Source organism: Cellulosimicrobium sp. Marseille-Q4280 (assembly GCF_943181405.1).
GTDB lineage: Bacteria > Actinomycetota > Actinomycetes > Actinomycetales > Cellulomonadaceae > Cellulosimicrobium.
Genome location: NZ_CALPBY010000001.1, coordinates 103,592 through 128,784, shown reverse-complemented (window position 1 = coordinate 128,784; position 25,193 = coordinate 103,592). Strand labels below are relative to the sequence as shown.

At 70.7% G+C, this 25,193-nt stretch carries 16 protein-coding genes; 3 read left to right on the top strand and 13 right to left on the bottom strand.

The features are described from left to right. Positions 1-30 precede the first annotated feature (30 nt). Complete coding sequence (locus NFS20_RS00450; RefSeq protein ID WP_251149794.1) at positions 31-2,226, bottom strand: family 43 glycosylhydrolase; 2,196 nt, start codon at positions 2,224-2,226, stop codon at positions 31-33. Between the two features lie 200 nt (positions 2,227-2,426). Here NFS20_RS00450 and NFS20_RS00445 point away from each other — a divergent pair, with 200 nt between their 5' ends. Then, positions 2,427-3,722: an FAD-dependent monooxygenase gene (locus NFS20_RS00445; RefSeq protein ID WP_251149793.1), complete on the top strand. Its 1,296-nt coding sequence runs from the start codon at positions 2,427-2,429 to the stop codon at positions 3,720-3,722. A 9-nt stretch (positions 3,723-3,731) separates the two neighbouring features. Here NFS20_RS00445 and NFS20_RS00440 read toward each other — a convergent pair whose 3' ends face one another. From NFS20_RS00440 to NFS20_RS00405, 8 genes are all read right to left on the bottom strand, one after another. Beyond that, positions 3,732-4,094 (bottom strand): DUF6841 family protein, encoded by a 363-nt coding sequence (locus NFS20_RS00440; RefSeq protein ID WP_251149792.1) that lies wholly within the window; start codon positions 4,092-4,094, stop codon positions 3,732-3,734. Between the two features lie 161 nt (positions 4,095-4,255). Continuing rightward, complete coding sequence (gene mug, locus NFS20_RS00435) at positions 4,256-4,843, bottom strand: G/U mismatch-specific DNA glycosylase (protein WP_251149791.1); 588 nt, start codon at positions 4,841-4,843, stop codon at positions 4,256-4,258. 199 nt (positions 4,844-5,042) lie between these two features. After that, positions 5,043-6,272 carry a GmrSD restriction endonuclease domain-containing protein gene (locus NFS20_RS00430; protein ID WP_251149790.1) on the bottom strand — a complete coding sequence of 410 codons (1,230 nt, stop codon included), beginning with the start codon at positions 6,270-6,272 and terminating at the stop codon, positions 5,043-5,045. Positions 6,273-6,286: 14 nt separating this feature from the next. Continuing rightward, positions 6,287-9,064 (bottom strand): hypothetical protein, encoded by a 2,778-nt coding sequence (locus NFS20_RS00425; RefSeq protein ID WP_251149789.1) that lies wholly within the window; start codon positions 9,062-9,064, stop codon positions 6,287-6,289. After that, positions 9,055-12,390 (bottom strand): tubulin-like doman-containing protein, encoded by a 3,336-nt coding sequence (locus NFS20_RS00420; protein ID WP_251149788.1) that lies wholly within the window; start codon positions 12,388-12,390, stop codon positions 9,055-9,057. The genes NFS20_RS00425 and NFS20_RS00420 overlap by 10 nt, the downstream gene beginning before the upstream one ends. A 35-nt stretch (positions 12,391-12,425) precedes the next feature. After that, positions 12,426-15,131 (bottom strand): vWA domain-containing protein, encoded by a 2,706-nt coding sequence (locus tag NFS20_RS00415; protein WP_251149787.1) that lies wholly within the window; start codon positions 15,129-15,131, stop codon positions 12,426-12,428. A gap of 110 nt (positions 15,132-15,241) precedes the next feature. Beyond that, positions 15,242-15,616, bottom strand: a complete 375-nt coding sequence (locus NFS20_RS00410) for a hypothetical protein (RefSeq protein ID WP_251149786.1) — start codon at positions 15,614-15,616, stop codon at positions 15,242-15,244. A 284-nt stretch (positions 15,617-15,900) separates the two neighbouring features. Further along, complete coding sequence (locus NFS20_RS00405; protein ID WP_251149785.1) at positions 15,901-16,782, bottom strand: DUF4352 domain-containing protein; 882 nt, start codon at positions 16,780-16,782, stop codon at positions 15,901-15,903. A gap of 389 nt (positions 16,783-17,171) precedes the next feature. Between NFS20_RS00405 and NFS20_RS00400 the strand changes: the two genes are divergently transcribed. Both NFS20_RS00400 and NFS20_RS00395 read left to right on the top strand, forming a co-directional pair. Continuing rightward, complete coding sequence (locus NFS20_RS00400) at positions 17,172-18,485, top strand: sensor histidine kinase (protein ID WP_251149784.1); 1,314 nt, start codon at positions 17,172-17,174, stop codon at positions 18,483-18,485. Between the two features lie 113 nt (positions 18,486-18,598). After that, entirely contained in the window at positions 18,599-19,246 is a 648-nt protein-coding gene (locus NFS20_RS00395; RefSeq protein WP_251149783.1) for a response regulator, read from the top strand. Positions 19,247-19,302: 56 nt separating this feature from the next. Here NFS20_RS00395 and NFS20_RS00390 read toward each other — a convergent pair whose 3' ends face one another. From NFS20_RS00390 to dcm, 4 genes are all read right to left on the bottom strand, one after another. Then, entirely contained in the window at positions 19,303-21,528 is a 2,226-nt protein-coding gene (locus tag NFS20_RS00390; protein ID WP_251149782.1) for a Z1 domain-containing protein, read from the bottom strand. After that, positions 21,525-23,099 (bottom strand): ATP-binding protein, encoded by a 1,575-nt coding sequence (locus NFS20_RS00385; protein WP_251149781.1) that lies wholly within the window; start codon positions 23,097-23,099, stop codon positions 21,525-21,527. Before NFS20_RS00385 ends, NFS20_RS00390 begins: the two co-directional genes overlap by 4 nt. 91 nt (positions 23,100-23,190) lie before the next feature. Next, positions 23,191-23,574 (bottom strand): very short patch repair endonuclease, encoded by a 384-nt coding sequence (locus tag NFS20_RS00380; protein WP_251149780.1) that lies wholly within the window; start codon positions 23,572-23,574, stop codon positions 23,191-23,193. Positions 23,575-23,642: 68 nt separating this feature from the next. After that, positions 23,643-25,175, bottom strand: a complete 1,533-nt coding sequence (gene dcm / locus NFS20_RS00375; protein WP_251149779.1) for a DNA (cytosine-5-)-methyltransferase — start codon at positions 25,173-25,175, stop codon at positions 23,643-23,645. Between the last annotated feature and the right edge of the window lie 18 nt (positions 25,176-25,193).

The window sequence follows — 25,193 nt, the reverse complement described above, 5'->3', positions numbered from 1 at the left end:
CGGGCTCGCGGGTAGTGCTCGTCGGCTGCGTCAGGCGCCGCAGCTCGGCGCGTCGTAGGCCGCGGTGAACGTCTGCGACGTCCCGTCCGGGGCGGTCGCGGTGACCGTGGCCTCCCCTGCCGCCCCCGTGCCGCGCACCTTGAAGGACTGGTACGCGTTCTTGCCGGGCTCCACCTGGGCGAAGCTCTTGTCGCCGAACGGCGTCGAGAGCGTCAGCGCGAGCGCCTCGTCCCCGTCGTTGGTCGCCCGCACCGCGACGAAGGCCGCGTTGCCGAGGCAGCGGGTCTGCGCGGTCACCGCGACGTCGATCTCCGTCGGCGGCTCCTCGCGCGGGTAGACGTCGAGCGCGTCGAGCTCGGTGTACCAGGTGCCGCGCGTGAAGGTCACGGTGTTGAGCCCGGCCTGGAGCTCGACGTCGTGCTCGACGCTCTGCCAGTTGCCCCACGTCGTGTGCGGGAAGGTGACGACCCCGGCGTCCTCGCCGTTGACGGTGACGAAGTCGGTCGACGAGAGCGTGTACCCCCCGCGCTCCGACCCGTTCGCGAACCGCACGGCGAGCGTGTACGGCCCCGCCTCCTCGGCCTGGACCTGGAGCGTCACGGAGCTGTCGGCGAAGTCGAGGCCGCCGACCTTCTCGCCGCCCGACGCGCCGGCAGCGGTGCCCACGGAGCCGCGCACGATCACGCCGTCCTCGAACTCGTACCGCGTCGCGTCGTCGGGGATCACCGGCGGGACGACGGTCCGCGGCTCGTCGAGGACGGGGAACACGTCGATCGCGTCGATCTCGGCGAAGAACGTGGCACGGGTCAGCGTGACGGTGTTCCAGCCGGCGTCCAGCTCGGCGACGTGCTCGACCGTCTGCCAGTTCCCCCACGTCGTGTGGGCGAACGTCACGGTCCCGGCGTCCTCGCCGTTGACCGTCATCGTGTGGGTCGACGGCACGCGCTCGGCGCCGTCCGTCGAGCCGTTCGCGTACCGGACGCCCAGAAGAGCCGGGCCGGCCTCCTCGGCGTAGACCTCGACCGTGATCGAGCTGTCCGCGAAGTCGAGCCCGCCGACCTTGGCGAGCCCCGACGCGCTGCCGTCCTGCACGACGCGCGCGTTCGTCACGACGCCGTCCTCGGCCTGGTAGCGGTCGGACGCGGCGGCGACCGACGGCACGCCGTCCTCCGACCACTCGAGGTCGCTGAGGTACATCGCGCGGTACGTGAACGCCTCGTTCCAGCCGTGGAAGACGATCGCGGTGCCACCGTCGGGCGTCGTCACGACGTCCTGGCCGCCCGGGCCGCGCACGTCGCCCCGGAAGCGGTCGCTCGTCATGAGCTCCGTGGTGGCCTTGGTGTAGGGCCCGGTCACGCTGTCCGACGTCGCGTAGGCCGTCCGGTAGGCGCCGCCGTAGAAGTCGTTGGCGGAGTAGATGAGGTAGTACGTGCCGTCGCGCTCGACGATCGTCGGCGCCTCGACGACGCGACCCTCGTTCGCGCGGTCGACACGGATGAGCTCCGTCGCCGGACCGGTGAGCGTCGTGCCGTCGGCCGAGAGGGGCTGGGCGTAGATGATCGCCGTCTTGCCCGTGCAGCAGTTGCCGTCGGCCTTCCACAGCAGCCAGAGCTGGTCGCCGTCGTGGAACGTGCCGGCGTCGATCGCGCCGCCGAGGTCCTGCGTGCCGTCCTCGCCGTTGGGGCAGACGATCGGGTCGTCGCCGACGGGCACGAACGGTCCGTCCGGGGTGTCGGACAGCGCGAGGCCGATGCACTGGCGCACCGTCGTCGCGTCGCGCGCCGTGTAGTAGAGCGCGTAGCCGCCCTCCACCGCGGCCACCTCGGGCGCCCAGACGCACCGGTCCGTCGCGCCGCCCGGGCTGAAGCTGCACTCCCCCACCCAGGCGCCGAGCTCGGGCGCGGCGTCGGGCTGCTCGGTCCACGTCACGAGGTCCGTCGACGTCCGGTGCTGGACGTTGTCGCCGCCGGAGTTCGTCGCGTACGCGTGGTAGACGCCGTCGACGAGCAGGATGTCGGGGTCGGGGAAGTTGTCGTCGATCACGGGTGCGATCACGGGCGTCGCGTCGGCAGCGGCCTGCGCTGCGACGGGCCCTGTGGTCGCGGTGCTCGGGGCGGCCGCGGTGGCGGTCGTCGCGGACGCGACGAGGCCGAGCGCGACGAGAGCGCTCGTCGCGAGCGCGGCGAGCGAGGGCAGGGAACGGGTGGACCGGGCGCGTGGCCTCATCGGTGTCCTCTCGACGGTGAGGGGCGGTGTCCCCGGGGCAGCGTCGTCCCTGGGAATCTGAGTGTCCCTGGCGAACGCACACGAGTCAACACATTCGGGCAAGAGCAAACACTGCGATATCGACCACCGACGGAGTCGGGGTGGAGGCGCCGTGGCGGACGGTACGGTCTGCGGGTGACTGCACCTCAGGACGGACGACGGTGACCGCGCGGGCCGTCGTGATCGGCGGCGGCATCGGCGGGCTGGCGTCCGCGGTCGCGCTCGCGCGCGGCGGCTGGGACGTCACGGTGCTGGAGCGCGCGACGTCTCTCGAGCCCGTCGGCGCCGGGATCGCCGTCGCGCCCAACGCGGTGCGCGCGCTCGGCGCGCTCGGCCTCGGCGACGCGCTGCGCGAGCTGTCGACCCTCCAGGGCGAGGTCGGCATGCGCCGCCCCGACGGCCGGTGGCTCGTGCGCGCGGACACGGCGGACGCCGGCGCACGGTTCGGCGACCAGACGCTCGTCCTGCACCGCGCGCAGCTCGTCGGCATGCTCGCGGACGCCCTGCCCGACGGTGCGCTGCGGCTCGGGACGAGCGCCGCCGTCGTGCACGCCGGGGACGGCGGGCGACCCGCGGTGGTCCGGGTGTCCGACGCCGCGGGGTCGCCAGGTGGGGACGTGGCCGACGCCGCGGGTCCCGCGGGAGGAGACGTGCGCGACGGCGCGGGGCCGGCGGGGACGGACGCGCCCGACGCCGCGGCGTCGGGCGAGGAGGTCGAGGCCGACCTCGTGGTCGCGGCGGACGGCATCGACTCGCCCACCCGGACGCGGTGGTGGCCGGACGCGCCGCGGCCCGTGCACGGTGGGTCGACGGCGTGGCGGCTCGTCGCTCCGGCCCGGACGGACATCGTCGGGGGCGAGACCTGGGGCCGCGGGATCGTCGTCGGGATCGTGCCGCTCGCCGACGGTCGGGTGTACTCCTACGTCTCGGTCGCCGACGCGGCGGGCGTGCCGGAGTCCTTCGACGAGCTCCGCGCGCGCCTCGCCGACTGGCACGCGCCGATCCCGGAGCTGCTCGCGTCCGTCGACCCCGCGCAGACGCTGCGGCACGCGCTCCGCTGCCTGCCCGCTCCCCCGGCGACGCTCGCGACCGGACGCGTCGCGCTCGTCGGCGACGCGGCGCACGCGATGCTGCCGAACGTCGGGCAGGGCGGGTGCCAGGCGCTCGAGGACGCGGTGGTGCTGGGCGCGCGCGTGCCAGCCTCGGCGGCACGCCGGTCGGGTGGGCTCGACGTCGCGTCGGCGCTGCAGGAGTGGTCGGCCGAGCGACGGCCGCGGGTCGAGAAAGTCATGAAACTGTCCGCGCAGGTCGCCGTCCCGACGCGATGGACGTCGCCCGTGCTGACCGGCGCCCGAGACCTCGGGGCGCGAGCGGCCGGGACGTGGGCGGCGTCGCTCGGGACGCGCGCGCTCGACGGCGTCATGGGCTGGCGGTCGCCGACGCCGGGCGGGGCGTGACGGCAATCGTCAGTCGGTGGGCAGCGGCGTGAGGACGCCGATCTGCCAGCGGTCGCCGGTGTCGAGGAGCTGGTAGACGAACCGCTCCGTCATGCCGTTGTCGTGATGCCACGTGACGTCCGCCCAGATGCTGTGCGGGGCCTCCGCGATCACCGTGATGTCCGCGCTCGTGTCCTCGACGCCCTCGTACTGGCCGAAGGCCGAGGAGAAGAAGGCGGCGGTCTGCGAGCGGTCGGCCACCGCGAGCGACTGCTGGGGGAACGCGATGAGCGCCGGCACGGCGTACAGGTCGGCGAGCGCCTCCTCGTCGCGGTCCAGCAGCGCTCGCGTGTAGCGGTCGAAGAACCCCTGAGCGGTTCCCTGGGCGTCCATGCTGTCGACGGTAGGCACGCCCTGTTGCGCTCGCGCGCTCCGGTCCGGAGGTCGGGCGGGCTGGTCGGGCCGCTTGGTCGGCAGGCTGGTCGGGCCGGCGGGTACTGCTAGGCCCCGCGGCGGCCGGCTGCGCCGGGCCAGGCCCCGCCAGGAGCGCGGCGTCAGGCCCGACGGCGGTCCGGCAGCCCCGCCGCCTCGCGCAGCTCCGCGTACACCGCCCCGAGCGTCGCGACCGTGTGGTGCGCGTTGAGCCCGCTGGGGTTGGGCAGCAGCCACACGCGCGCCGGGCCGATGCGCTGCTCCTGCGGGCCCGTCGTCGCACGGCGGTCGCCGAACGCCGTGCGGTACGCGCCCAGCCCGAGCACCGCGACCCAGCGCGGGCGCCACGTCTCGGCCGTCTCCACGAGCCGACGACCGCCGTCGACGATCTCCTCGGGCGCGAGCTCGTCCGCGCGGGCCGTCGCGCGCCGCACGACGTTCGTCATGCCCAGCCCCGCGTCGAGGAACACGTCGCGCTCCCACGGGCCGAGCACGCGGTCGGTGAAGCCGGCCGCGTGCATCGCCTTCCAGTACCGGGTGCCCGGGTTGGCGAACGGCAGCCCGACGGCCGCCGAGTACAGGCCCGGGTTGATGCCGCAGAACAGCACGTCGAGGTCGGGGCGCAGCCAGTCGTCGATCTCGCTGTCGCGTGCAGCGGCGAGCTCGGCCGGCGTGGGACGCGGGTAGGGCGGCGATGACTCGGGCGACACGAGGCGATTCTCGCGCGTCTCTGCCTGTGGCCGGCAACAGGTTCGGTCGGCGCGCTCGCCCCCCGGCTCCGACGAGGCTCCCGGCTCTTCGCCGACCAGAGCTCGAACCACCGCTGCGCGTACGTGAACCACTCGTCCTTGCCCTAGGTGATTCCGATTTCCGGCCGGCAACCCGTGGGCGTACGGCCGCGACGCCGTATCAGCGCTTGGACGCCCGGTATCCGGCAGCTTCCGCCTCGCCCGGAGTGGCGAAGCACTCCTCCGGGTCAGTGACGTCGTAGAAGGCCCCGCTCGGGACGTGATAGATCCACTCGCCCGACGACGAGTGATTGCCCTTCACCGGGCACGCACCGCCACTCTCGGAAGGTGCGACGGGCGGCGCAGCGGGCGGCGCAGCGGGCGGCGCAGCGGGCGCCTCCGCCGGTGGCTCCTCCGCGCGTTCCACCACGACGGGGACCGGCAGGCCTTCCTCCGGGCACCCGGAGAGCACGTCGATCATGGCGCGCCGTTCTGCCTCGGTCACCCAGAGGTCGTACTCGACCTTCACCGCGACCTGTCTCGCCACGTACTCGCAGCGGAACGAGGTGTTGGGCGGCAGCCACGACGCCGCGTCGCCGTCACCCTTCTGCTGGTTGAGCGGCCCGTCCGCCGCCAGCAGGTTGAGGGTGTCGTTCGCGAACAGCTCCCGGGTCACGGAGTCCCACTGCTGCGCCCCCTTCTGCCATGCGTCCGACAGGGCGACCACATGGTCGATCTGCACCGCCTCCGAGGTGCCCTGCCCGCGCTCGAAGTCGATGGTGGTCCCGCTGTACGGGTCGGCGAACACGCCGGTGGCCACGACGCAGCCGGTAGTACCGGTCTTGATCGTGAAGCTCGTGAAGTCCCGGCGCAGGACGTCGTTGCGCTGGTCGCAGCCGTTGCGATCGACGTCCGCCCACCGCTGACCGAAGAGATCGCGGTCATAGCCGGTGCGCGGGGCGCGGCCCTTGACGTCGAGCGAGCCCACCGCTGCGAGCGCTGAGCCAGGGGCCGCGACCGGTTCCGTGTCGGTCGCCTGCGGAGCCTCCGCCTGCTCGGTCGCGGCCTCGCTCGGTTCCACCGGCTCCGTGGAGTTCTCGGGTACCGGCGTCGTCGTCTCCACGGCACCCGATGGCACCGGCGAGGACGTCGTCGCCTGCGGAATGGTGTCAGCCGGTGACGGCGCCGTCGCGGCCGCGCCCACGGCGAGGAGCAGTGCGACGCCGGCACACCCGGTGGCGACCGCGCGCGGCATCGCACCCCACCACGTGCGACCCCGCACGATCCCCCACCCCGCGCTGATCGCCAGGTAGAGGAACGCCATGAAGACGGCCCCGTGGAGCCCGCTGGTCAGTCCCAGCGCGGCGCAGAGCACGAGCCCGACGAGTCCGATCACGCGTGCGCGCGACATGCGCGATACCCCTCTCAGTGGAAGACGGCGTCGGACGGCGTGACGCCGTCGTCCACCGTCACCGCAGCCTTCGGACGTGCCTCTTGGGCTGTAGGACGGCTGAACAGCCGCAGCTCCTCGAGCGCCAACCGGTCGGAGACGTCGGCGCGCAGGGCGACGTCGGCTCCGGACGGTCTCGACTCGATGCCGTCGACGCGACCGCTCGCCCGGGCGAGGCGTGGAAGCCACGCGGCGGACCTCGCGGCATAGTGCTTGCGTCCCGTCATCCCGGCGGGCGAGAACATGTCGACGACGAAGGTCGTGGCACTGCGCGTCGCGGCCTCGTAGAAGACAGGCTCCGGCATGGAGACGTCCTCCGTGTGGGGGCCGAGACGAGTCACACGCCTCGTGGGCAGGACGATGAGCTCGTCGTGCACCGTGCGACGCAACGTCTCGACGGCGCGGCCGGTGAGTGCCGTCGCCGCCTCTCCCTCCGCGAAGAACTTCAGCAGCAGCCGTCTGGGGTTGAACGGGCCGGCGATGGTGTCGAGGTCGGCAGCGATGAACCCGGTGTCTCCGTCGGACGCGAGCGTCGACCGGAACGCGTCGTACGCCTGGTCGAAGTCGCCGGCGGCCCAGCCGACGGGGTGCAACCTGCGCACGGCCTGGACGACGGTCCCTTCGGGGATGTCGTCCTCGGACGCCGTCCGGGCGACACCGAACGCCGCGGGGAGCGTCCCGACGACCTCGTCGTCCACGTCGTCGGCCTGCTCGACGACCTTGCCGGTCGGATGGTGGAGCACCCAGCTGATGATCGCGATCCAGTCGACCAAGGTGCCGTACAGCTGACCGAGGCGACGCGACTCCCGCCCGTAGAAGATGATCTCCTCCGACGTCCGCTGTCGACGCTGCACCGTCGTGGCGAGGTCCCACTCGTAGGTCCGCACCGCCTTGTAGAACCGGTGGTTGCCGACGCCGAGGAGCACGACCGCGACGACGCTGATGCCACCGAGCCAGGCGACCCAGTCCCAGATCTCCGTGGACTCCCCGGCGGCGAGCAACGCCGCGGCCACCAGGAGCGCCAGCAACCACGTCCCGCAGATGGTGTACCACCAGCCGGTGAGGCGCTTCTTCGCTCGGACCAGCGCCTCGTGCGGCGGCACCTCCGTCGTCATGCGCTCTCGAGCCGCGACCTGCTTCCCGGCGTAGTCGAAGCGTCGCCGCCCGATGTCGTCGGCCAGGAGCCACAGGACCGACTGCTCGGCCCCTCCGATCCAGGCGTCGAGCCGGTCGCGCTCGTCGCCCAGCCGCTCGAGACGGGCCTCCGCGTCGGCGTGCTTGCGGGCTTGAGCGGGCGACGGCTCGACGCCACCCCCATCCGACGACGCGTCCGGCTCGCCCGGCACGACCGCCCGCTGAGCGGACTGGATCCGATGACCGAGCTCGAGCCGGTACGACCGGACGGCGACCGGGTCGCTCGGGACGAGCCGCACTCCGGACGAGGTGACGAACACGTCGAGCACGTCCGGGACGACGCGCCCTGGCGCGAGGATCTCCCGCACACCGGCGTACCGCGGCTCAGGCACGGCGTCCGGCAACGCCCCGCCGTCCACGGCGGCGAACGCGACGTCCCGCAGGGCGCCCCACGAGCCGGGATCGGGAAAGGCCACCGCCGCGGACTCGCGTTCGATCTCCGCGTCGTGGGCCCGCTGGTCGACCTGGTGGAGGTGCCGCGCGGCATCGGCGGCGATCCGGTCCGGCGACGCCGGCTCGAAGCGGATCTGCGTGTCGCCGTCCTCACCGACGACGAGTGCCGTGGCCCGGTCCTCCAGCTCCGCCTTCTTGCGACCGGCGATCCAGCGCACGACGGTGGGGAACATTCCCACGTCGAAGCGGACCGCCTCCTTGATCGCGTCCCACGGTGCCGTCTGGGCACGGGTCACGCTCCGGACGCCCGCCGGCCGTCCCGATCCCCAGGGATCCGAGCGCAGCAGATTGTCGGTGATGTCCGCGACGACGCGCTGCGGGTCGGCGGCGAGGCGTCCCCACTCGACGAAGGTCCCTGCACCGAGCGGCTCGTCCTCGACCGCCGCGAGCGCCCGCACGGCGAGACGGCTCTCCATGTCCTGCCCGACGACTGCGCGTACCGAGACCCGGAGCAGCTGGACCTCGACGCCGTTCGACGTCGACGAGGTCGCGCCCAGGACGTCGAGGACTCCTTCGTCGATCCCCGTGAGGACGCCGCCGCACGCCGCGAGCGCCGTGGCGGCGTGGCCCGCGATGTTCCCGGGGTCACGGACGTACGTGCTCGCCCGATCGACGTCGGGCCGGTCCTCGGCGGAGACGACGACGTTGACGTCCCACCCGCCGATGAGGCACTCCGACGACACACCGCTCGCGCCGCTCACGGGGACGACGACGTTGAGGCAGCGCAAGGAGGTCCCGTACCCGTTGCCGTCCGTGGTGCGGGGGATCGCGTCGCTCAGGGCTCGGGCGACGAGACGGCCCGTCTCGACGAGCGCCTCGTCATGGGCGCCGTCGAGCCCGATCAGCTGGCCGACGACGACGCGGACCGTGCTCCGCCGCCGGCGCCCGACGATGCGGAAGAGGTCGTCCGTCGACCGCTCGTCGGCGCCGAGATACTCGCCCTCGACGCGCGGCGGGCCCGCAGGCATCACCGCCAGGTCGAGCGGAGACACCCAGACGGACGGGTCCACGAGGCCTTCGACGGTCCAGGCGGCGATCGCCTCACGCACGTCGCGAGAGCGATCGTCGTCAGCGACGACGAACACGGTCAGGTCGCTCAGGCCCATCCGAAGTCTCCTGCCGGTGCGGTCTCGATGGTCTCCACAGCACGGTGCAGATCACCGAGTGCCGCGAGGATCTGGTGGCGCAGGTCGTAGCTCGGCGGGAACTCCAGCGCCTCGTTCCGCGTCGCGATGCTCTCGAAGTGCTGGGTGTAGCTGGTGCGCAGCCGATCGAGGCGGTCGAGGGCGGCCTTGCGGCGGTCCTCCCACCCCTCGCCGAGCGCCGCCTTCTCCGGACGACGGTTCGCGCCGTCGAGGACCCAGCGCTTGAGCTCGACGCTCATGCCCTCCTCGTCACCGGCGACGCCGCCACCGCCGCCGAGCACGACGAGTCGTGTGTAGGGCAGGACGGGCGTGAGCGACTCCTGGCCGTTGACGTCGACGAGCGCGAGCACGATCGACTCGAGCACGACCGGGAGTCCTTCCGCGCTCGTGATCGCGAGGTTGCGGAGCGTCGGCGACGGGAACGGCATGATCTTGCCGCCCACACCCGCGTCGGCGGGTACGTAGATCGACGCGGAGTCGTCGGCGAGCTCCAGCTGTTGGAGCGTGCCGGCGACGAACCAGCCGCGGATCATGGCATCGAGGACGTCGGGCGAGAGCGGCAGGAACTCGTTGAGCGGACGCGAGCGCCGCCAGCGCCAGAACTCGGCGCGCGAATCGGCGGCCTTGTTCTTCGCCCCCCAGTCCGCGGCGATGGGACGCATCAGCGAGTCGAACACGACCGGCTCGTACGGCTCGCTGAGGTGCGTGAAGACGTCGATGAACCCGCCCCTGCCGTCGGTGAACGCCTTCTCGATGTCGCCCGTCCATTGCCCGCGGGACTCCAGCACACGCTTGACCACACCGCGTCCCTGGGACTTGTCCGGGAGCGGGATCTCGCCGAACTTGCTGAGGAAAGCCGGCTCGTGGCGGCCGTGCACGTTGACGAGCACGGAGGCGTTGATGGACACCAGCGGCTCCGCCGCGTTGAGCGCGGCGACGAGCTGCCCCTCGAAGCGGTTGAGCCTCCTGTCGAGTTCGGTCGGTGAGACCTTGTCGGGGTTCAGGTAGTCCCGCAGCCCTTCGGCCATGTAGCCGCCGACGGCGGTCCCCTCCTTGGCGAGCCACGTCCGTGCCCGGAAGAGCACCTGGCTGGAGCGCGCCTCGACGTCGAAGGCGGCTCGCGTCGGCACCGCGGTCACGGACCCGGTCACGAGGTGGTCCCGCGGGACCCACGAGACGGTGCGGCGTACGAGACCCTGGTGCGTCCCGTCGATCTCATCCGCGTCGAGCAGGACCTGGATCTCCGCGTCGCGACGCGCGTCACGCGGGTCGGGGGACCCGGTCGTGCGGCCGACGAGCTGCGCGAGGATCGCCGGGTACTCGTCGGGCGGGTCGAGCAGGAACTCGTTGGGCGCCGGTCGCAGCCGGATCGGGACGACGTCGCCCTCGGGCCAGCTCCCGACGGCGGAGCCCGCGTCGTGTCGTTCGACGGCGAGTCGCTCGTGCGCGGCCCGCACGGCTGCGGTGAGCGGTTCGACGAGGTTGTCGATCAGGTCCGGGATCAGCGCGAGCGCCAGGTCGCGCACGTCGGCCTCGGCCTGCAGGAGCAGCGTGTTGACGGCCCCGCGCACCGCCGAGCGCAGCGCCTCGGTCGTGGCGAGCACGGTCGTCCCGTCGGGGTCGTTGAGCGCCTGGGCGACCGGCTGCGCGACGTCGGCGGCCCAGCGGCGGTACTTGGACGCCTCCTGCTTGAGCTCCTCCTTCACGAAGGTCAGCTCCGCCGTGAGCCGGTGGAGGACCTGCTCGGTCACCGGCGCGCCGCTGAGTGCGACCTGCTTCGCCACCAGGTCGGCGAGATGGTCCTGGATCTCGGCGACCCAGACCCGAGCCTGGGCGTAGCGCGCCTCGCGCTGCGTCGAGGCGAAGGCGGCGGCCCTGTCGTTGACCGCGTTGACCACCGCCTGCCGGAGCCTCTCGACCTTCTCCCCCTTCGGCGGGATGTCGGACTGGATCCGGCCGAGGATCTGCGCAGACAGGGCATGGGCGTCGTCGGCCTGTCCCGACGGGCGCAGCGCGTCGACGAGCGCGTTGTTCTCCTCGCCGCGCTCGTCGAGCCGCGACTGGCGCAGGAATCCGGGGAAGACGTCGTCGGCCGTGTCACGGACGAGCTGCTTCTCGGGGCGGTCGTCGTCCTTGCGGCGCAGCGTCTCGTGCTGGCCGACGAGGCGCTCGACGACGGACCGTGCCAGGTGCTCGGAGGCGTAGTCCGCGAACCGGTCACGACCGAGGCCGACCCGGGCAGAGCCGAGCGCCGAGAACGGTGTCTCCGTGCCCTGCGAGTGCAGCGGCAGGCGGTCGGACACCGCCTGCGCGGTGTTGGCCCAGTTGCCCTGGAGGTAGCCGGTGATGCTGTCCTGCAGCGTCGGGCTCGCGACCCACGACGCCACGGACCGGCCGAGCGCGCGGTACACGTCGTTCTGCGTCCTGTACGCGACGTTCGTGTTGCGGGCACCGACGAGGAAGGGGTATCGCGGGCCGGACCGGCGCGCGGCACCGAGCGCGACCCCGTTGCGCGCGAACAGCTCGGTGGTCGCGTCGGACGGGCCGTTGCTGTTCCAGAAGCCGTTGAGCACCTCGGCGAGCGTCGCGAGCGAGTTGGGTCGCACGCCGCGACGCGCCTCGGGCGCGAGGTAGTCGAAGACGTCGGGGGCGTAGAGCAGGCCCACCGACTCGTCCGCCCACTTGTCCGAGAGCGAGCGGATCGCGTCGCACACGTCGATGACGGCGCCCGCCCCCGAGCCACCGGCGATCGAGGAGACGACGATCACCGTCGGCTCGCCCGCGTTCGGCGAGGTGGTTCCGCCGAGCTTGCGGGTGACCTCGGCGAGCTCCCCGACGACCTCCGCGCCGCTCAGGGCGCGACGCGCGTGCTGGAGTGCCTCGTTGATGCGCGACAGCCCGGCGATGGTGATGATCCGGCCGAGGGTGCGGTACTGCCCCGCGCCCTTGGACGCGGGGACGTTGACCTTGTTGGGGTCGGGACGCCACGTCGCGACGGCGTCCCGCAGGGTGTCGCGGGCGCCCTGGAGCAGGGCGGTGTCGATCGTGCGGTAGTCGACCCCGGTCGCGACCAGGCCCTGGTAGTCGCGGTCCGGGAGCTGCGCGGGCAGGTCGGGGTCGTTGCCGTCCGCCTGGGTCGGCACGTCGACGTGCACGAACTGCCAGGCTGCCGGGAAGTCACCCGTCCAGCCCGCTTGTGCGAGGCGACGCTCGAGGTCCTCGCGCACGACACGCAGCGTCTTGCCGCCGGAACCGCCGACGCCGACGAGAAGGAAGGGACGAAGCATGGTGGACACCTCTGGATGGTCGGGGGCTGAGACGCTCAGAACAGGGAGGGCGGAGGCCCGTCGTCGGTCGCGCCGGGCGACTGTGCGGCGCTCCGCGTGTCGGAAGGCCGTGGGGACGCCGGCCGGTCCGTGCCCGGACCGGGCTCGGGCGGAACCGAGGTTCTCGAGCCGTCCGGCCTGCCGAGGAGGGTCGGGGGTTCGTCGCCTCCCGGCACCGCCGCGGCACGAGTCCGTGGATCTGCCGGCGTGGTGGCGGCCGGCTGCCGCCCGCCCCGCACGCTGCGAGATCCGCGGTCGCGACGTCGAGGTGCGGCGGCGTCGACGCCGGCCGCAGCCCTCGCGGCGCGCGCGCCCTCGACCGTCGAGACGATCGACGCCCACTCCTGGAAGTCGCGCAGCGCCTCGCTCCACGCCACGACCGCCGGCCGGATGCCGTGCGGCGTGTCGGCCAGCAGGACGATCCGCCCGGTGACGAGACCCTCTGCGTCGGCCACCGCACTGGCGCCGGGGACGGGCGCCGGGTCGACGACGAGGTAGAACTGCTGCGTACCGGGAAACTCCACGGGCGCTGTCGCGGCCTCGGCGTCCAGGGTCTGCGCGTGCTTGCCGTCGGTCACGACGATCGCGCCCGACGTCGCGCGGACCCGTCCGTGCAGCGACGACCACGGCCACCACGAGCCGTACCGGTCGAAGGCGAGCCCGTCGGTCTCGAACCCGGCCACTGCGTGCGGCTGGCGCAGACGCTGGCCGAAGTCGTCGAGCCGCACCAGCTCACCGCCGCCGGCACGTCGGACACCCGCAGCGGTGACCTCGACCGGGATCGAGGCGGACCGGACGTCGGGTCCGAGCGGGTACCGGTCGGAGATCCGGCGACCGATCCAGCCCACGACGGCTGCGAGGAGGAATCCGAGAAGGACGAGACCGAGGACGATCCCCCAGCGCGCGAGCTCGTTGACGGGCCGGCTCATCGTCGAAGACACCGGCACGGCCAGGGTCACGTCCTCCGCGGCGTCGACGCCGGAGAGCGTGACCGGCAGGCTCCCGGTGACGACGCCGTCGGCCGGGTGTCCTGACGTGAGGGCGACCTCGACGTCGACGGTCTCGGCAGCGGGAACGTCGACGCACTCGGGCACGGAGAGGCTCAGCGCCCCCGCGTCCGGCGGCCCCGCCAGCTCGGCTGCGCCGAAGCATGCCTGCGTGTCGCCGCGGTCCGACCCGGTGAGCGTGAGCGTGCCCGTCGCCGGTTCGTCGCCGACGAGCGGTTCGAGCTCGAGTCGCGACGTCGCCAACGTCGGGTACGACGGCGGCAGCTGCGTGGGGAGCGTGGTCTGCGCCGTCACCGGGCCGAGAGCGATCTCGTTCGGGGCGCTCGTCGCGCTCACGGTCGCACCGATCTGGATCTCCGAGGCGGCCTCCCCTCCGCTCAGGTCGACGGTGACGGCGAAGGTGCCGTCGCCCTGCGCCCGGGCTTCCGTGGGCTCGCCGTCGACCAGCACGTCCCCGGCGACGGAGCTGAGCAGGCTCGGGTCGAGCGCGGTGCCGTCGGGCCCGTGGACGGAGACGACGACCTCGCTCTGCTCGCCCAGGACCAGTCCGTCCGGTGCGTCGACCGCGAGCTCGGCGCCCCAGAAGTAGTAGAGGTCGATCACGGTGACGCGCTCCGGGTCGGTCACCAGACGCCACTCGCCATAGGCGGCTCCGGACGTCGGGACCACGTCGGTCACGAAGAGACCGGACCGGCTCGAGGTAGCGACCTCGGCGGCGGGGAGCGCCGCCTCTCCCGCAGCGAGAACCGTCTCCTCGCCGTCGGGGGCGACCAGGGTCACGGGGTCGGCACCGTCCTCGGTCTCGAAGATCAGCCGAACCGATCCCACGGCGGGGTCCACGGGAAACGTCAGCACCCCGTCGGTGCACTCCTCGCCCGGGCACAGCACCGAGCCGGCCGGTGTGCCGCCCTGGATGAGGGCTCCGGCGCCGCTGAACAGACGTCGTAGCGCGTCCGGCTGGTCGGCGCGCAGATACGCACCGGACGCGGACGTAGACGGGATGGGCGTCGTTCCGCAGGTGACACCGCCCGCGGCGGTGCCCTCGGCGATCGCGCGCAGCTGCTCCCTGTCGGCCTCGGTGACGGAACCCTCCGCACCCTCGGTGAAGAGCGCGAGCGCGATGATCGTCGTCCCGGACGCCCGGATACCGTCGACGATGCCTTGCGGCACGCAGAGCTCTTCGCGCGCCGCGGCCGTGGCCTCGCCCGCACCCTCGTCTCCTACGTCCAGCTTCCCGTCCGTGAACCACAGGATCGCCTTGCACGTCGGCCCGCCGATCTGGTCGGCGCGCACGTCGATCGCGGACTGCGCCTCGCGCAGTGCGGCCCGGTAGTCCGTGAGCCGGCCCCCGTCGTGCCACGGCAGCTCACCCGACGCGGCGTCGAGCAGCTCCTGGCCGTGCTCGCCCGACGGTGATCCCCACGCGACCAGCTCCGTGTACTCCGAGCCGAAGACGGCGAGATTGGCCTCGACCCGGAGCTCGGCACCGCCGGAGCTCTCGAGACCGGCCAGTGCGTCGATCGCCGCCTCGACCCCACCGACGCGCTGGTCCTCGGGGTCCGTCTGCTGCAGGCTTCCTGATTCGTCGACCACGACGGTCGCGAGCAGCGACCCGTTCGCCGCGACGCACGCGGAGAGGTCGGCGAACGCCTTCGCGCCCTGGGCGCTGAGATCGGCGGCCTCGGCGGCGGCCACTGCGGCGGTCCGAGGATGCGCGCTCGGAGCGGACGCGACCGACGTCGCTGCACCGAAAGGCACCAGCGCGGATGCCGCCATCAGAGCAGCCGCCAGCGCGCGTGCACCCCTCACCACTTCGAGACCTCCGTCGCGAGGAGGTAGGCGTCCCCGGCAGCGGCAACGAGCCCGAGGACGAGCGCGACGCGGAGCACGGTGTCCCACAGCGGGCGGGGACGGAACTCCGGGTGCTGACGGGACCGGTTGTCCTTGCTCTTGTGAACGCTCACCAGAACGGTCACGACGACGGCTCCCAACGCGTAGCCGACGATCGAGGCCCAGAGCCGCACGTCCGAGTGCGGCGTCGTCGCGGCGACGACGACCGTCACGGCAGCTGCCAGAGCCGCGCCGAGCGCGGTGAGAGCGGGCCATGCGGCGGGACGGGGCGCCTCTTCTCGCCGTGCTCCCGACGCCTCCGACGAGGACGTGGGCACGTGGACACTCATGAGGCCCCCCGCTCCGCGCCTGACGTCTCGGTGATCAGGCGGTCGATCTCTGCGCTCACCCTACGAGCCGGCACGACGCCCGACGAAGAAGTGGTCATCACACATTCCTTAACGTGCAGGGCGGGTACATGACCACCGGATGGTTGAACACGGGCTGATCTCGTGAGTGCGCCATGCCATTGCCGCCAGCCGTCGCCTTCTGCGATCATTCGCTGGATCGTCTGGTGGCCATCTCTTGGTCGTGCTGGATTCTGGACACATGTCCAGATTTCACCCGGTGAGCGTCAGCCCAGCGCGACCTCGACGCCGCCCGAGAAGAACGAGTCGTGCAGGTCGATCGACGCCGGCACGGCATCGGCAGGGATGTCGAACACGACGGTCCCCTCGACGGAGTTCCCGGGGTTGATGTCGGTGAGAAAGCTGTTCGCGTCCCCGAGGTAGATCGCCGCGCTGCCGTCGGAGGAGTGCGTGCGGCCGACGGTGTCGGTGAGCTCCTGGCTCGACCCGTCGAACATCTGCGCCTCGTCGCCGATGTTCGTCACCGTCATGTGCACCAGCACGTACTGACCCTGCGCCTGCTCGCTGAGGAACTCGTCACCGACGCTCGGCACGCCCGTCTCCACGGACGTCACGGTGAACTCGAACTTGCCGTCGCGCACGGCCGTGCCGATGCCCGGCGTCGCCGGCACCTCGGGCGCGGGCTCCTCTGCCGGAGCTTCCTCTGCCGGCTCCTCCGGCGCAGGCTCCGGCGCCTCCCCCTCGGGTGCTGCGCTCTCCGCCGGCGCCTCGTTCGCCACGGCGGTCGCCGTCGGCTCGTCCTCTCCCCCGCCACCCAGGGCGCCCCCGATGATCGCCACGAGCACGACGACGCCCAGGCCGGTGAGGATCTTGTGGCGCGCGAACCAGGACCTGCGCGGCGGCGTCGGGACGCCCGGCTGCGCACCCTGGGTGGGGTAGCCCTGGGGGTACGGCTGGCCGGCGTACGGCGCCTGCCCGGGCTGCGGTGCATAACCCTGCTGAGGGGCGTGACCGGGCTGCGGGTGGTACCCCGGCTGCGCGGCGAAGGCGGGCTGGGGGGCGGGCTGGCCCTGAGCGCCCGGGTGGTGGGGCGTCGTGTACGGCTGGGGCTGACCGGGCTGCTGCGGGTGGGGCGTGGGTGCGGACATCGTGGCCTCCTGCGGTGGGTTCGACGTCGCCGCTCGTCGGCGCCGCCGTGCTGGCGTTCTCCGAAGATCGTGCTCTTCGCGAGCACGCCGCCGGATCCCCCGCCCGGCTCGTCCGGGCCAGCCGATCGGTGGGTCTGCGGCGGTCAGGACGAGCCGAACGGGCGAGCCGCTACGTCGGTGCGCGGCCATATGCTCGCGCCATGTACCCCCCTTCGCCGCAGCCCGGCACACCGCCGGCCGGGGGCCCGCACGGTGCTCGGGGCACGCCTCAGCCGTACGGCACTCCACCGGCGGGCTGGTCACCCCACACCGGCAGCTCGGCCCACCAGTCCGGGGTCGTCCCCTCGTACGGCCCGACGCCGTACCCCGCCTCACGGGGTCACGCACCCGTGCCCGGCCCGCGTCGACAGCGCCGACCGTCGTCGGCGCTGGGCGTGCTCTCGGTCCTCGGGACCGTCGCCGCGGTGGTGGTGACCTTCTCCGTCGGGATGTTCAGCACGTCGTTCGACGCCATGCGCCACGGGAGCGAGGTGTCCGGGCCCCAGATGGCGGCCACCGTGCTCTGGTGGGTCCTTGTCGCAGGGATCGCGACGGCCGTGGTCTGGCGGGACCGGCACGCCGTCGTCGTCTGCCTGTCGACGGCCGCCGCCGGGATCCTCACACCGGTCGGGGCCGCGGCGCCGCTCCTCGCGCTGCCTTTCGTCGTCGCACGCGAGCGGCGATGGCACGTGATCGCGGGGTGCGCGGTCGCGACGGCACTCTCCGTCGGGGCGTCGTTCTGGCGTGACGCCTCGCGTGACGGCGAGGCCGTGATGTTCTCCTCCGTGGCGACCGGCACCGTCGAGCGCTCGTACCTGGAGCCGATCGGCTACGTGATCCTCGGCGTGCTGCTCCTGGCCGTGTCGATGGGTGCCGGGCTGGTCCGCCGCTACGTGGGCAAGGCCGACGCCGCCGAGCGCGTCGCCGCCGTCGAGACCCACCGCGCCGAGGTGCTCAGCACGCAGGCCGACGAGCTCCGCACGGAGCTGTCCCGCCAGGACGAGCGCGAGCTCATCGCGCGCGAGATGCACGACACCGTCGCGCACAACCTCTCCGTCGTATCCCTCCAGGCGTCCGCGCTCGAGGTGACGACCGACGACCCGGAGGTCGTGGACGCCGCTCGCACCATGCGCTCGTCGGCGCACCGCGCCCTCGACGAGATGCGCGCGCTCATCACGTCGCTGCGCGCCGGTTCCGAGCAGTACACGGGGTCGGCGCCGGCGCTCGGCGATCTCGCGACACTGCTCGACGACGCCCGCGCGAGCGGGGTGGACCTCGCCGCGACGGTCTTCGTGACGGACGCGGACGGCGCGCCGCCTGCCCTGACACGAGCCGTGTACCGCGTCGTGCAGGAGGCACTGACCAACGTCATGAAGCACGCGCCCGGCGCGCGGGCCGAGGTCGACGTGCGTGCTCGGCCCGGCGACGGCGTCGACATCACCGTCCGCAACGCCCTGACGCGCGACCTCAACCCCTACGGCGACGTGCCGCTGCTCGGCGACCCGGGCGCAACCGCCGGCGGGACGGGGATCCCCGGAGGTGGCGCAGGCATCGTCGGGATGCGCGAACGCTGCGAGACCGTGGGCGGCACGTTCAGCGCGGGGGTCGACGACGGCCGGTTCGTCGTGACGGCACACCTCCCGTGGGAGCGCCCGACGGCGTAGCTCGCCGTCGATACGCCGGTGCGGTCGAGCTGTTGGCACGAAACGACCCGCGCTGTAGCGATGCTGGGCGGGCGTCCCGACCACGAGTGGGGCGTCGTCGCTAGGCTTCGATCGTGATCAGGGTGATGGTCGTCGACGACGACGCGATGGTGCGACGCCTGCTGCGGACCATCCTGCGGGCCAGCGACCTCGAGGTCGTGGCGGAAGCGGCTGACGGCGACGAGGTCGTCACCTGCGTACAGGCCCACCACCCGGACGTCGTGCTCATGGACCTCCGGATGGCGCGCATGGACGGCGTCGCGGCGACTCGCGCGCTCGCAGCGATCCCGACGGCACCCGGTGTCATCGTCATGACGTCGTTCGACACCGAGCAGGTCATCCTCGACGCCGTGCACGCCGGCGCGGCGGGATTCCTCGCGAAGGACGCCGAACCGGCGGAGATCGTCGCGGCGGTGCGTGCCGTGGCGGCAGGAGACGGGGCGCTGTCGCCGAGAGCGGCACGGACCGTCATGGCCCAGGTGAGCGCTGCGCCTGGGGTGGCTGGCCGCCGAGAGGCAGCGAAACGGCTCGCCGCGCTCAGTGAGCGCGAACTTGACGTCGCACGGCTCGTGGTGGACGGCCTGTCCAACGCGGACATCGCCCAACGGCTGTTCCTCAGCGAGGCAACGGTAAAGACACATATCCAGAGTGCGAACGCAAAGCTCGGAACCTCGGGCCGCGTTCAACTAGCAGTCGCTCTTGTCGTCGCCCGCGAGCGTTAGCACGGAGCCCTGCCAGACGCATTACGCACAGGAAAGGCGCAGAGCGCAAGCGCGCGTTAGTCCTGAAGCAGCACCCGACTGCTGAAGCCATCTGGGAGATGGATCGCGAGAGCCGTCGCCCGCACGGACGCCGCAGACGGCACCTCGACGTCCAGTTCGTGAACCTGGAGGGTGATCGCGTCCTCGCTGACGAACGCGCGATCCCCCGGGTATACGCTCCCGTCTGCTGGGTCGGCGCCTTGCATCAGGTTTCCGATCGAGAGCTCATCAGTGTCATCTACGAGAGCGATGTTGCCCGCAACCGCGATGATTGTCTGCCTCGACTCAGTGTCGGGACCGCGACGGCGGATGGCTCCACCGTTCATGAACACGACTTCGGTGGGAAAGTCGCTCCCCGCAGTCTCCTGGATGGCTAGGAGGAGGGAGTAGATCTTGTCTTTCTCAATCTCGGCGGCCCGCCAGCCAGCGAGCGCCGGTGCAACCCTCTCCCACGTCGTCCGGACAGTCGAGTTCCTTACGGCTGGTTCGGGCCGGAAGTCACGCGGATCGGCCGACGCAAGACGCTTGAGTGTCTCAAGGTCCGCCGCACCCTCGGTATCGGGGTGGCACTCCGAGTAGAGACGCTCCTGAACCAAGGCCCAACCAGGACGGACTTGATGGCTCGAGAGGTCGAGGCGTATGACGGCGCGCCGTGTCGGGTTCAGCGCCGGGTCGAGGAGTATCGAGCGACGCCAGTCGCGAAGCGGAAGATCTTCCTGGTCGAGTAGCGCGAGATCGTGACGCATCACACGGTCGTGTTCGACGTAGCTCTCGTAGACCGAGATCGTCCCAGGGTTGAGCCAAGCACGGAGCAGATCGATGTATGTTCGCTTGTATCCGAAGAACCGCCCACGCTGCTGTACGGTATCGGCGTTTCCGATCCCGGGCCCTCGCGGCATGTAAGTGACTGCGAGGTTCTCGACTGTGAATCCTCGGTCCAGCTTGTTGCCACCGATCACGATCCAGCCTGGACGACTACGCCAGTCGTTCGACTGGATTTCGCGTCCGTCTTCGCTGTTTACGGTCACGACCTTGACTTGCGGCAGATAGACCTCAAGATCCTCCAGCAGCTCGTCGAGCGAGACCACATCGCCACGCACGGTTGCACCGCCCGTCGACGTGAGGTCCTCGTAGGCCGCGGCGAAGGTTTCCGCCTTCGTCTGTTCAAGTAGTTCCCGATCGTCCGCTTCGAATACCGTGATGAGCCGATCTATGATCTTCTTGATCCACCTCTCATATGCCCGATGGAGATCGGTCGTCGACGAGGGGTGGATCAGCATGCTCAACGGCCGGGGCGACCGGCGACGCTGCGCGACGATGAGCGACAACAGATAGGTCGCGAGCGAAGTGACGAGCGACGATGGTGGTCCCACCGCGTCCGGATCGAGAGCGTCGTTGCTGTCAGTGATCTTGCGTACAAAATCGCTCGTGTGGTTCTCGAACAATGCCTCCGCGCCGACATAGTCGGGGCCGGCTTCGAGGACGCTGACCGTCCTCGGGGACAGCGAGTCCTCCATCGCGATCAGGAGTGGCGCCTGAGGAGTCGCGGTGTATAGCACGTATGTGTGGTTCGGTGATGCTTCCCGGACTAGACGGATTGCGCGGTAGGTGGTGCTCTCATTTCCGCCCTTGGCGAGGTTCAGTCCTGCCTGGTCTCCCTCGTCGTCGACAAAGAGGATTGGCACGCTGCCGACCGCCGCCGTCACTGCGGCGAGGAACTCGCGGGTGCTGCGCAGTGCGTCATGGTTCTTCAGGACCACTGCTACCGTCGCCACCCGGCCACGCTCACTCTTGCGCCCCTGCCAACGGTTGAGAAGCCTTACGACGCCTTCAGCATCAGCGCCCGCTGGGCCGTTGAGGGCGTTCCACACCGCGAGCCCCCCGTCACCGTCCATGCCGAGATCGCGCTTGAGCCGCTCGAACGTCTGGTCGCGAAGGTTTTTCTTCGTCCCGGCCAGAACCACGACTAGCGGAAATCCGTTGTCCCGCCCCGCCGCGATGAGGGAAGTAAAGGAGAGCGTCTTGCCGCTCTGCACTTCGCCGACGACCAGTTCCGCCTCTCTACCCTCGGAGTGCCAGATGGGTTCACGGCATCTCGAGAGAATACGTAAGGTCTCATTGCGAACCTTGGAGGCGGCAGCTTCAGGGAGCCCTGACCGTTCGAGTGTCATCTCGAGTTCATCGCCGGCGACCGGTGTCCACGCTGCATTGGGCGTCGCAACGCCATTGACGTCAGCGTTCATGAGACAGCCTCCGTACGTTCAGCGAGTGGACCCGCCAGCAGCCTGTTGAGTTCTGCGACGAAGAACCGCGGCTCGCGCGATCCGCTCTGTTGAGCGTGGATCTGCGAAAGCGCGATCGCCACGGCGAGTCGCAAGATTGGCTCAAGATCCATGCCGGGTAAGTAGGCGAACGACTCGGTGAACCGGTGCGCCCGGTTCATCGAGATGACCCAGTCATCGCCTGCCCGTTCGACCCGCAGCCAACTCTTGGAGTCCGCAGGTTCATCGACGACGCGGATGATGAGGCTCTCTCCCTGCACGGCAAGCTCGGCCTCACTGACTTCTACCTTCTGTTCGACGGCCGGCGAAGCGCTCTCGGTCACGCTATCGTTCGCCTCGGGGGGGACGGGGCCGACGGTGACGGCCGCGCCATGAACATAGGGATTCTCGCGCTCGGTTCGCCCGACGAGCTGCGCGACGGTTTCTACAACATTACGCACCGTCGACTGAACAGACCGGTTCCGCTCTGTAGCGCGATAGTTGTCGGCCTGTCGAAGCAAGGGCAGAGGTTCCGCATCGATCTGCTCCCTTAGCTCGCCCAGAAAGGCTTCTTCGTCCTCGCCGTCCCAGATCAGCGCGTCCTTGGTATGCGTGACGTTGATGGCGGAGACGTCGAACTCGCCGACCAGACGCTGCGATCGAAAAGTATTGCCCTGACCGAAGATCTCTTGAGGCTTGAACGCATCGGCGGGATCCTTCGCCATCGCGCCGGCGCCCTGGACCACCTTGCCGCGGTAGAGGAGCGCGAAGCCAGCTCTTGAGGTCGAGCCCTTCGAGAGGAGCCCGGCCCATCCGCTGACCCGCCGCCCAGAGGGCAGCGAGACCTCGAGATCCTTGCGCCATTCCAAAGCAAGCGCCTCTCGGTCGTTCCATCTGGCAGCGGTGAGCAACTGGGCGGGCTCGGGACGCAGCCGTTCACCCCCTACGACTAGGTGGACATCCTCGTCGACGAGGAACTCCCGATAGATGCTCCGCAGATAGTCCCGGATCTTGCCGAGGGTACGTCCGGTCGGCGGGCTCTGATTGAGTCGAGTCAGGACGAGCGTGGTGCCATGCTCTTCCGCGGGTGCAGAAGTCTCCGTGACCGGGAGCGTGTCGGACTTCGTCTCGATGATCAGAGGAACGTCGAAGCTGACCGTCCTACGCACTGGCTCCCCGAGTGCTGTCGTCGTGACGACGAAGTGCTGGGCATACCAGCAGGCGGCACTCTTCATGCCGATCCCGAACTGGGACAATCCCGTCGCATCGGCCGGCGGCTCAGCTGGGGTGAACGCGCGGCCGACATCGGCCGTCGCGATGCCAGCCGCGTTGTCGGTGACGACGATGGTTCCCCGGTCACGGTCGATGTCGACGTCGATCTTGAGCACGGGATCGCGACCACCGTGAGCCGCCCGCAGGTTCCCCTTGTTTGCTCGCCAGGACTGGAGGGCGTTGTCGACAAACTCGCCGATGGCGTACCACGGTTTGTAGCTCATCGAGGGAAAGAGCGCGAGCATCCCGACACCTGGCCGGACGACGACGCTTTGAGTCATGGGTGCCCCTCCATTGGCTGGAAACACCGTAGGCGTCCGGCCGCCGGAGCCCAAGTCGCCGAACTCGTCCGAGCGGGTGAAATCGGTGTCGTCACCGCGTCGCCGCCTGGCCCCACACCTCCCGCTCTACGCGCCCCGCCGCCTCCATCGGGGACTCGTGCTCCCACACGCGAACAGTGCGCCAGCCCACGGAGCGCAGGACCCGATCCGTGTCCTCGTCTCGTGCGCGATTGGCTGCCAGCTTTGCCTTCCACCACTGTCCATTCGCTCGCGGCGACGTTCCATGCACCGGGCACCCGTGCCAGAAGCAGCCGTCCACGAAGACGGCGACTCGCGCACGGGTGAAGGCGATGTCGATCGTCCGCCGCTTCTGTCCAGGGACGGGGAACGCCACCCGGTAGCGCAACCCTCGAGCGTGAAGCTCGCGTCGCAGTGCCAGCTCTGGCGCGGTGTCGCGGCGCTTCGCCGTGCTCATCCTTCTGGATATCGCTGGAGAGCTGGCCCCGGGGTGGGCGGGGACCTGTTGCGGAGATGGCGTGAGGGTCACGCGGCTTCAGATCCCGCCCGGTCTTCCAGCCGCAGCATTCCCTGGCCCGGCATCCCATCCGACTCGGAACCACGCTGCCCCCCGACAACATCGTCGAGCTTCTCCTTGAGTCGGAGCAAGGGGGGGTCAAGCTCCCACTGCGAGAGATGCGTGAGGAGCTGTGCGAGCGCGAAGCGCACCGCGCCGACGTGGACGGCATTGCCGAACTGCTTGTACGACTCCGCGTCCCCTTGCTTCAGAGCCACCATCGCGTCACGGACTCGTTCGGGGAACGCCTGCAGCCTCCCGACCTCACGCGGCGTCAACCGACGGCGCTCCGGCCCGTAGATCGGCGTCTGGTTGATGGCGACCAGTGCCGGCGTGTAGGTCGCGGGCCGCACGCGGATACCCGAGGGCCGGAACTGGATGAGGCAGTGGAAGATCGACCTCTCAAGCCCCGCCTGCCACTCAAACTTTGCCCTGCTCAGCGCCCGCTGCGCATCCGGTTGAGGCTGCCCGCTCTCGTCCCAGGCCTGCCTGACTGCCGCCAGGGCTCCCGCGCGCTCCTCGAAGAAGTCGACGTTCTTCCGGATGAAATTCGCCTTCCACGGCAGGTCCCGTGTCTTGGCGTCGTCAAGTTCCCTACCGCGCCAGACCTCGTCAAGCACCTTGAGCCAGATGGGATGTCCGGGGATCCATCGATCAGAGCGCGGTTGGGCGGCAGTAGCCTCTGACTCCTTGATCACCTCCTGAAGAAGCGACTCCCACCAATCCAGCGCCGCGCGCTCTTCTCCGGATACCTCGTACCGTCGGAGATCCTCGCCAGGCGCCTCCAAGATGGTCCGCCCTCCGAGCACGGGCAGCTCAAGTTCGTGGAGGTTCCAACTCTCGACGTCCCAGTTTTGGTATGTAAACTCGCTGAACGGGAGAGCAGCACGGCCGACCAGGTCGCGCCGGACGGCCATGATGTACACCCGCTCGCGAACCTGCGGGGTGCCTCCGGCCTGGGGCACGATGCGGTGCGGACTGATGACCGTCGGCACACGGGAGACGAGATACCCGAACTCCTTGAGACCCCCGATGATGGTCTCGAACGTCGTGTCGCGATGCCGAGGCCCCACCAGATTCTTGACGTTCTCGAGGAAGACGATCTTTGGCCGCCGTGCCCGGACGATCCTCAGGATGTCGTAAAACAGAGTGCCGCGGGTCTCGTCGAGAGTTCCCTTCTGCTTCCCTGACTTGCTGAACGCCTGGCAGGGGAACCCTGCCGTCAGGACATCGTGCTCCGGGATCTGCGGCAGGTCCCTCTCAGGATCAGGCAGTTCGGACTCGGGCAGCGGCTTCACGTGATCCCGGATGTCGAGAGAGAAGGACGGCTTGCCCTCGTGCCGCGGGGTGCCCCACGCCTTCTGGTAGACCTCCCACGCTCGCTTGTCCTTCTCGCTCGCGTAGACGCATCGCCCGCCCAGCTCTGCGAGTGCGGCATGAAACCCGCCGACACCCGCGAAGAGGTCGATGAATGTGAACTCCGCATCAGCTTCCGCGGGCATGACTCTCCTTGCTTGCTC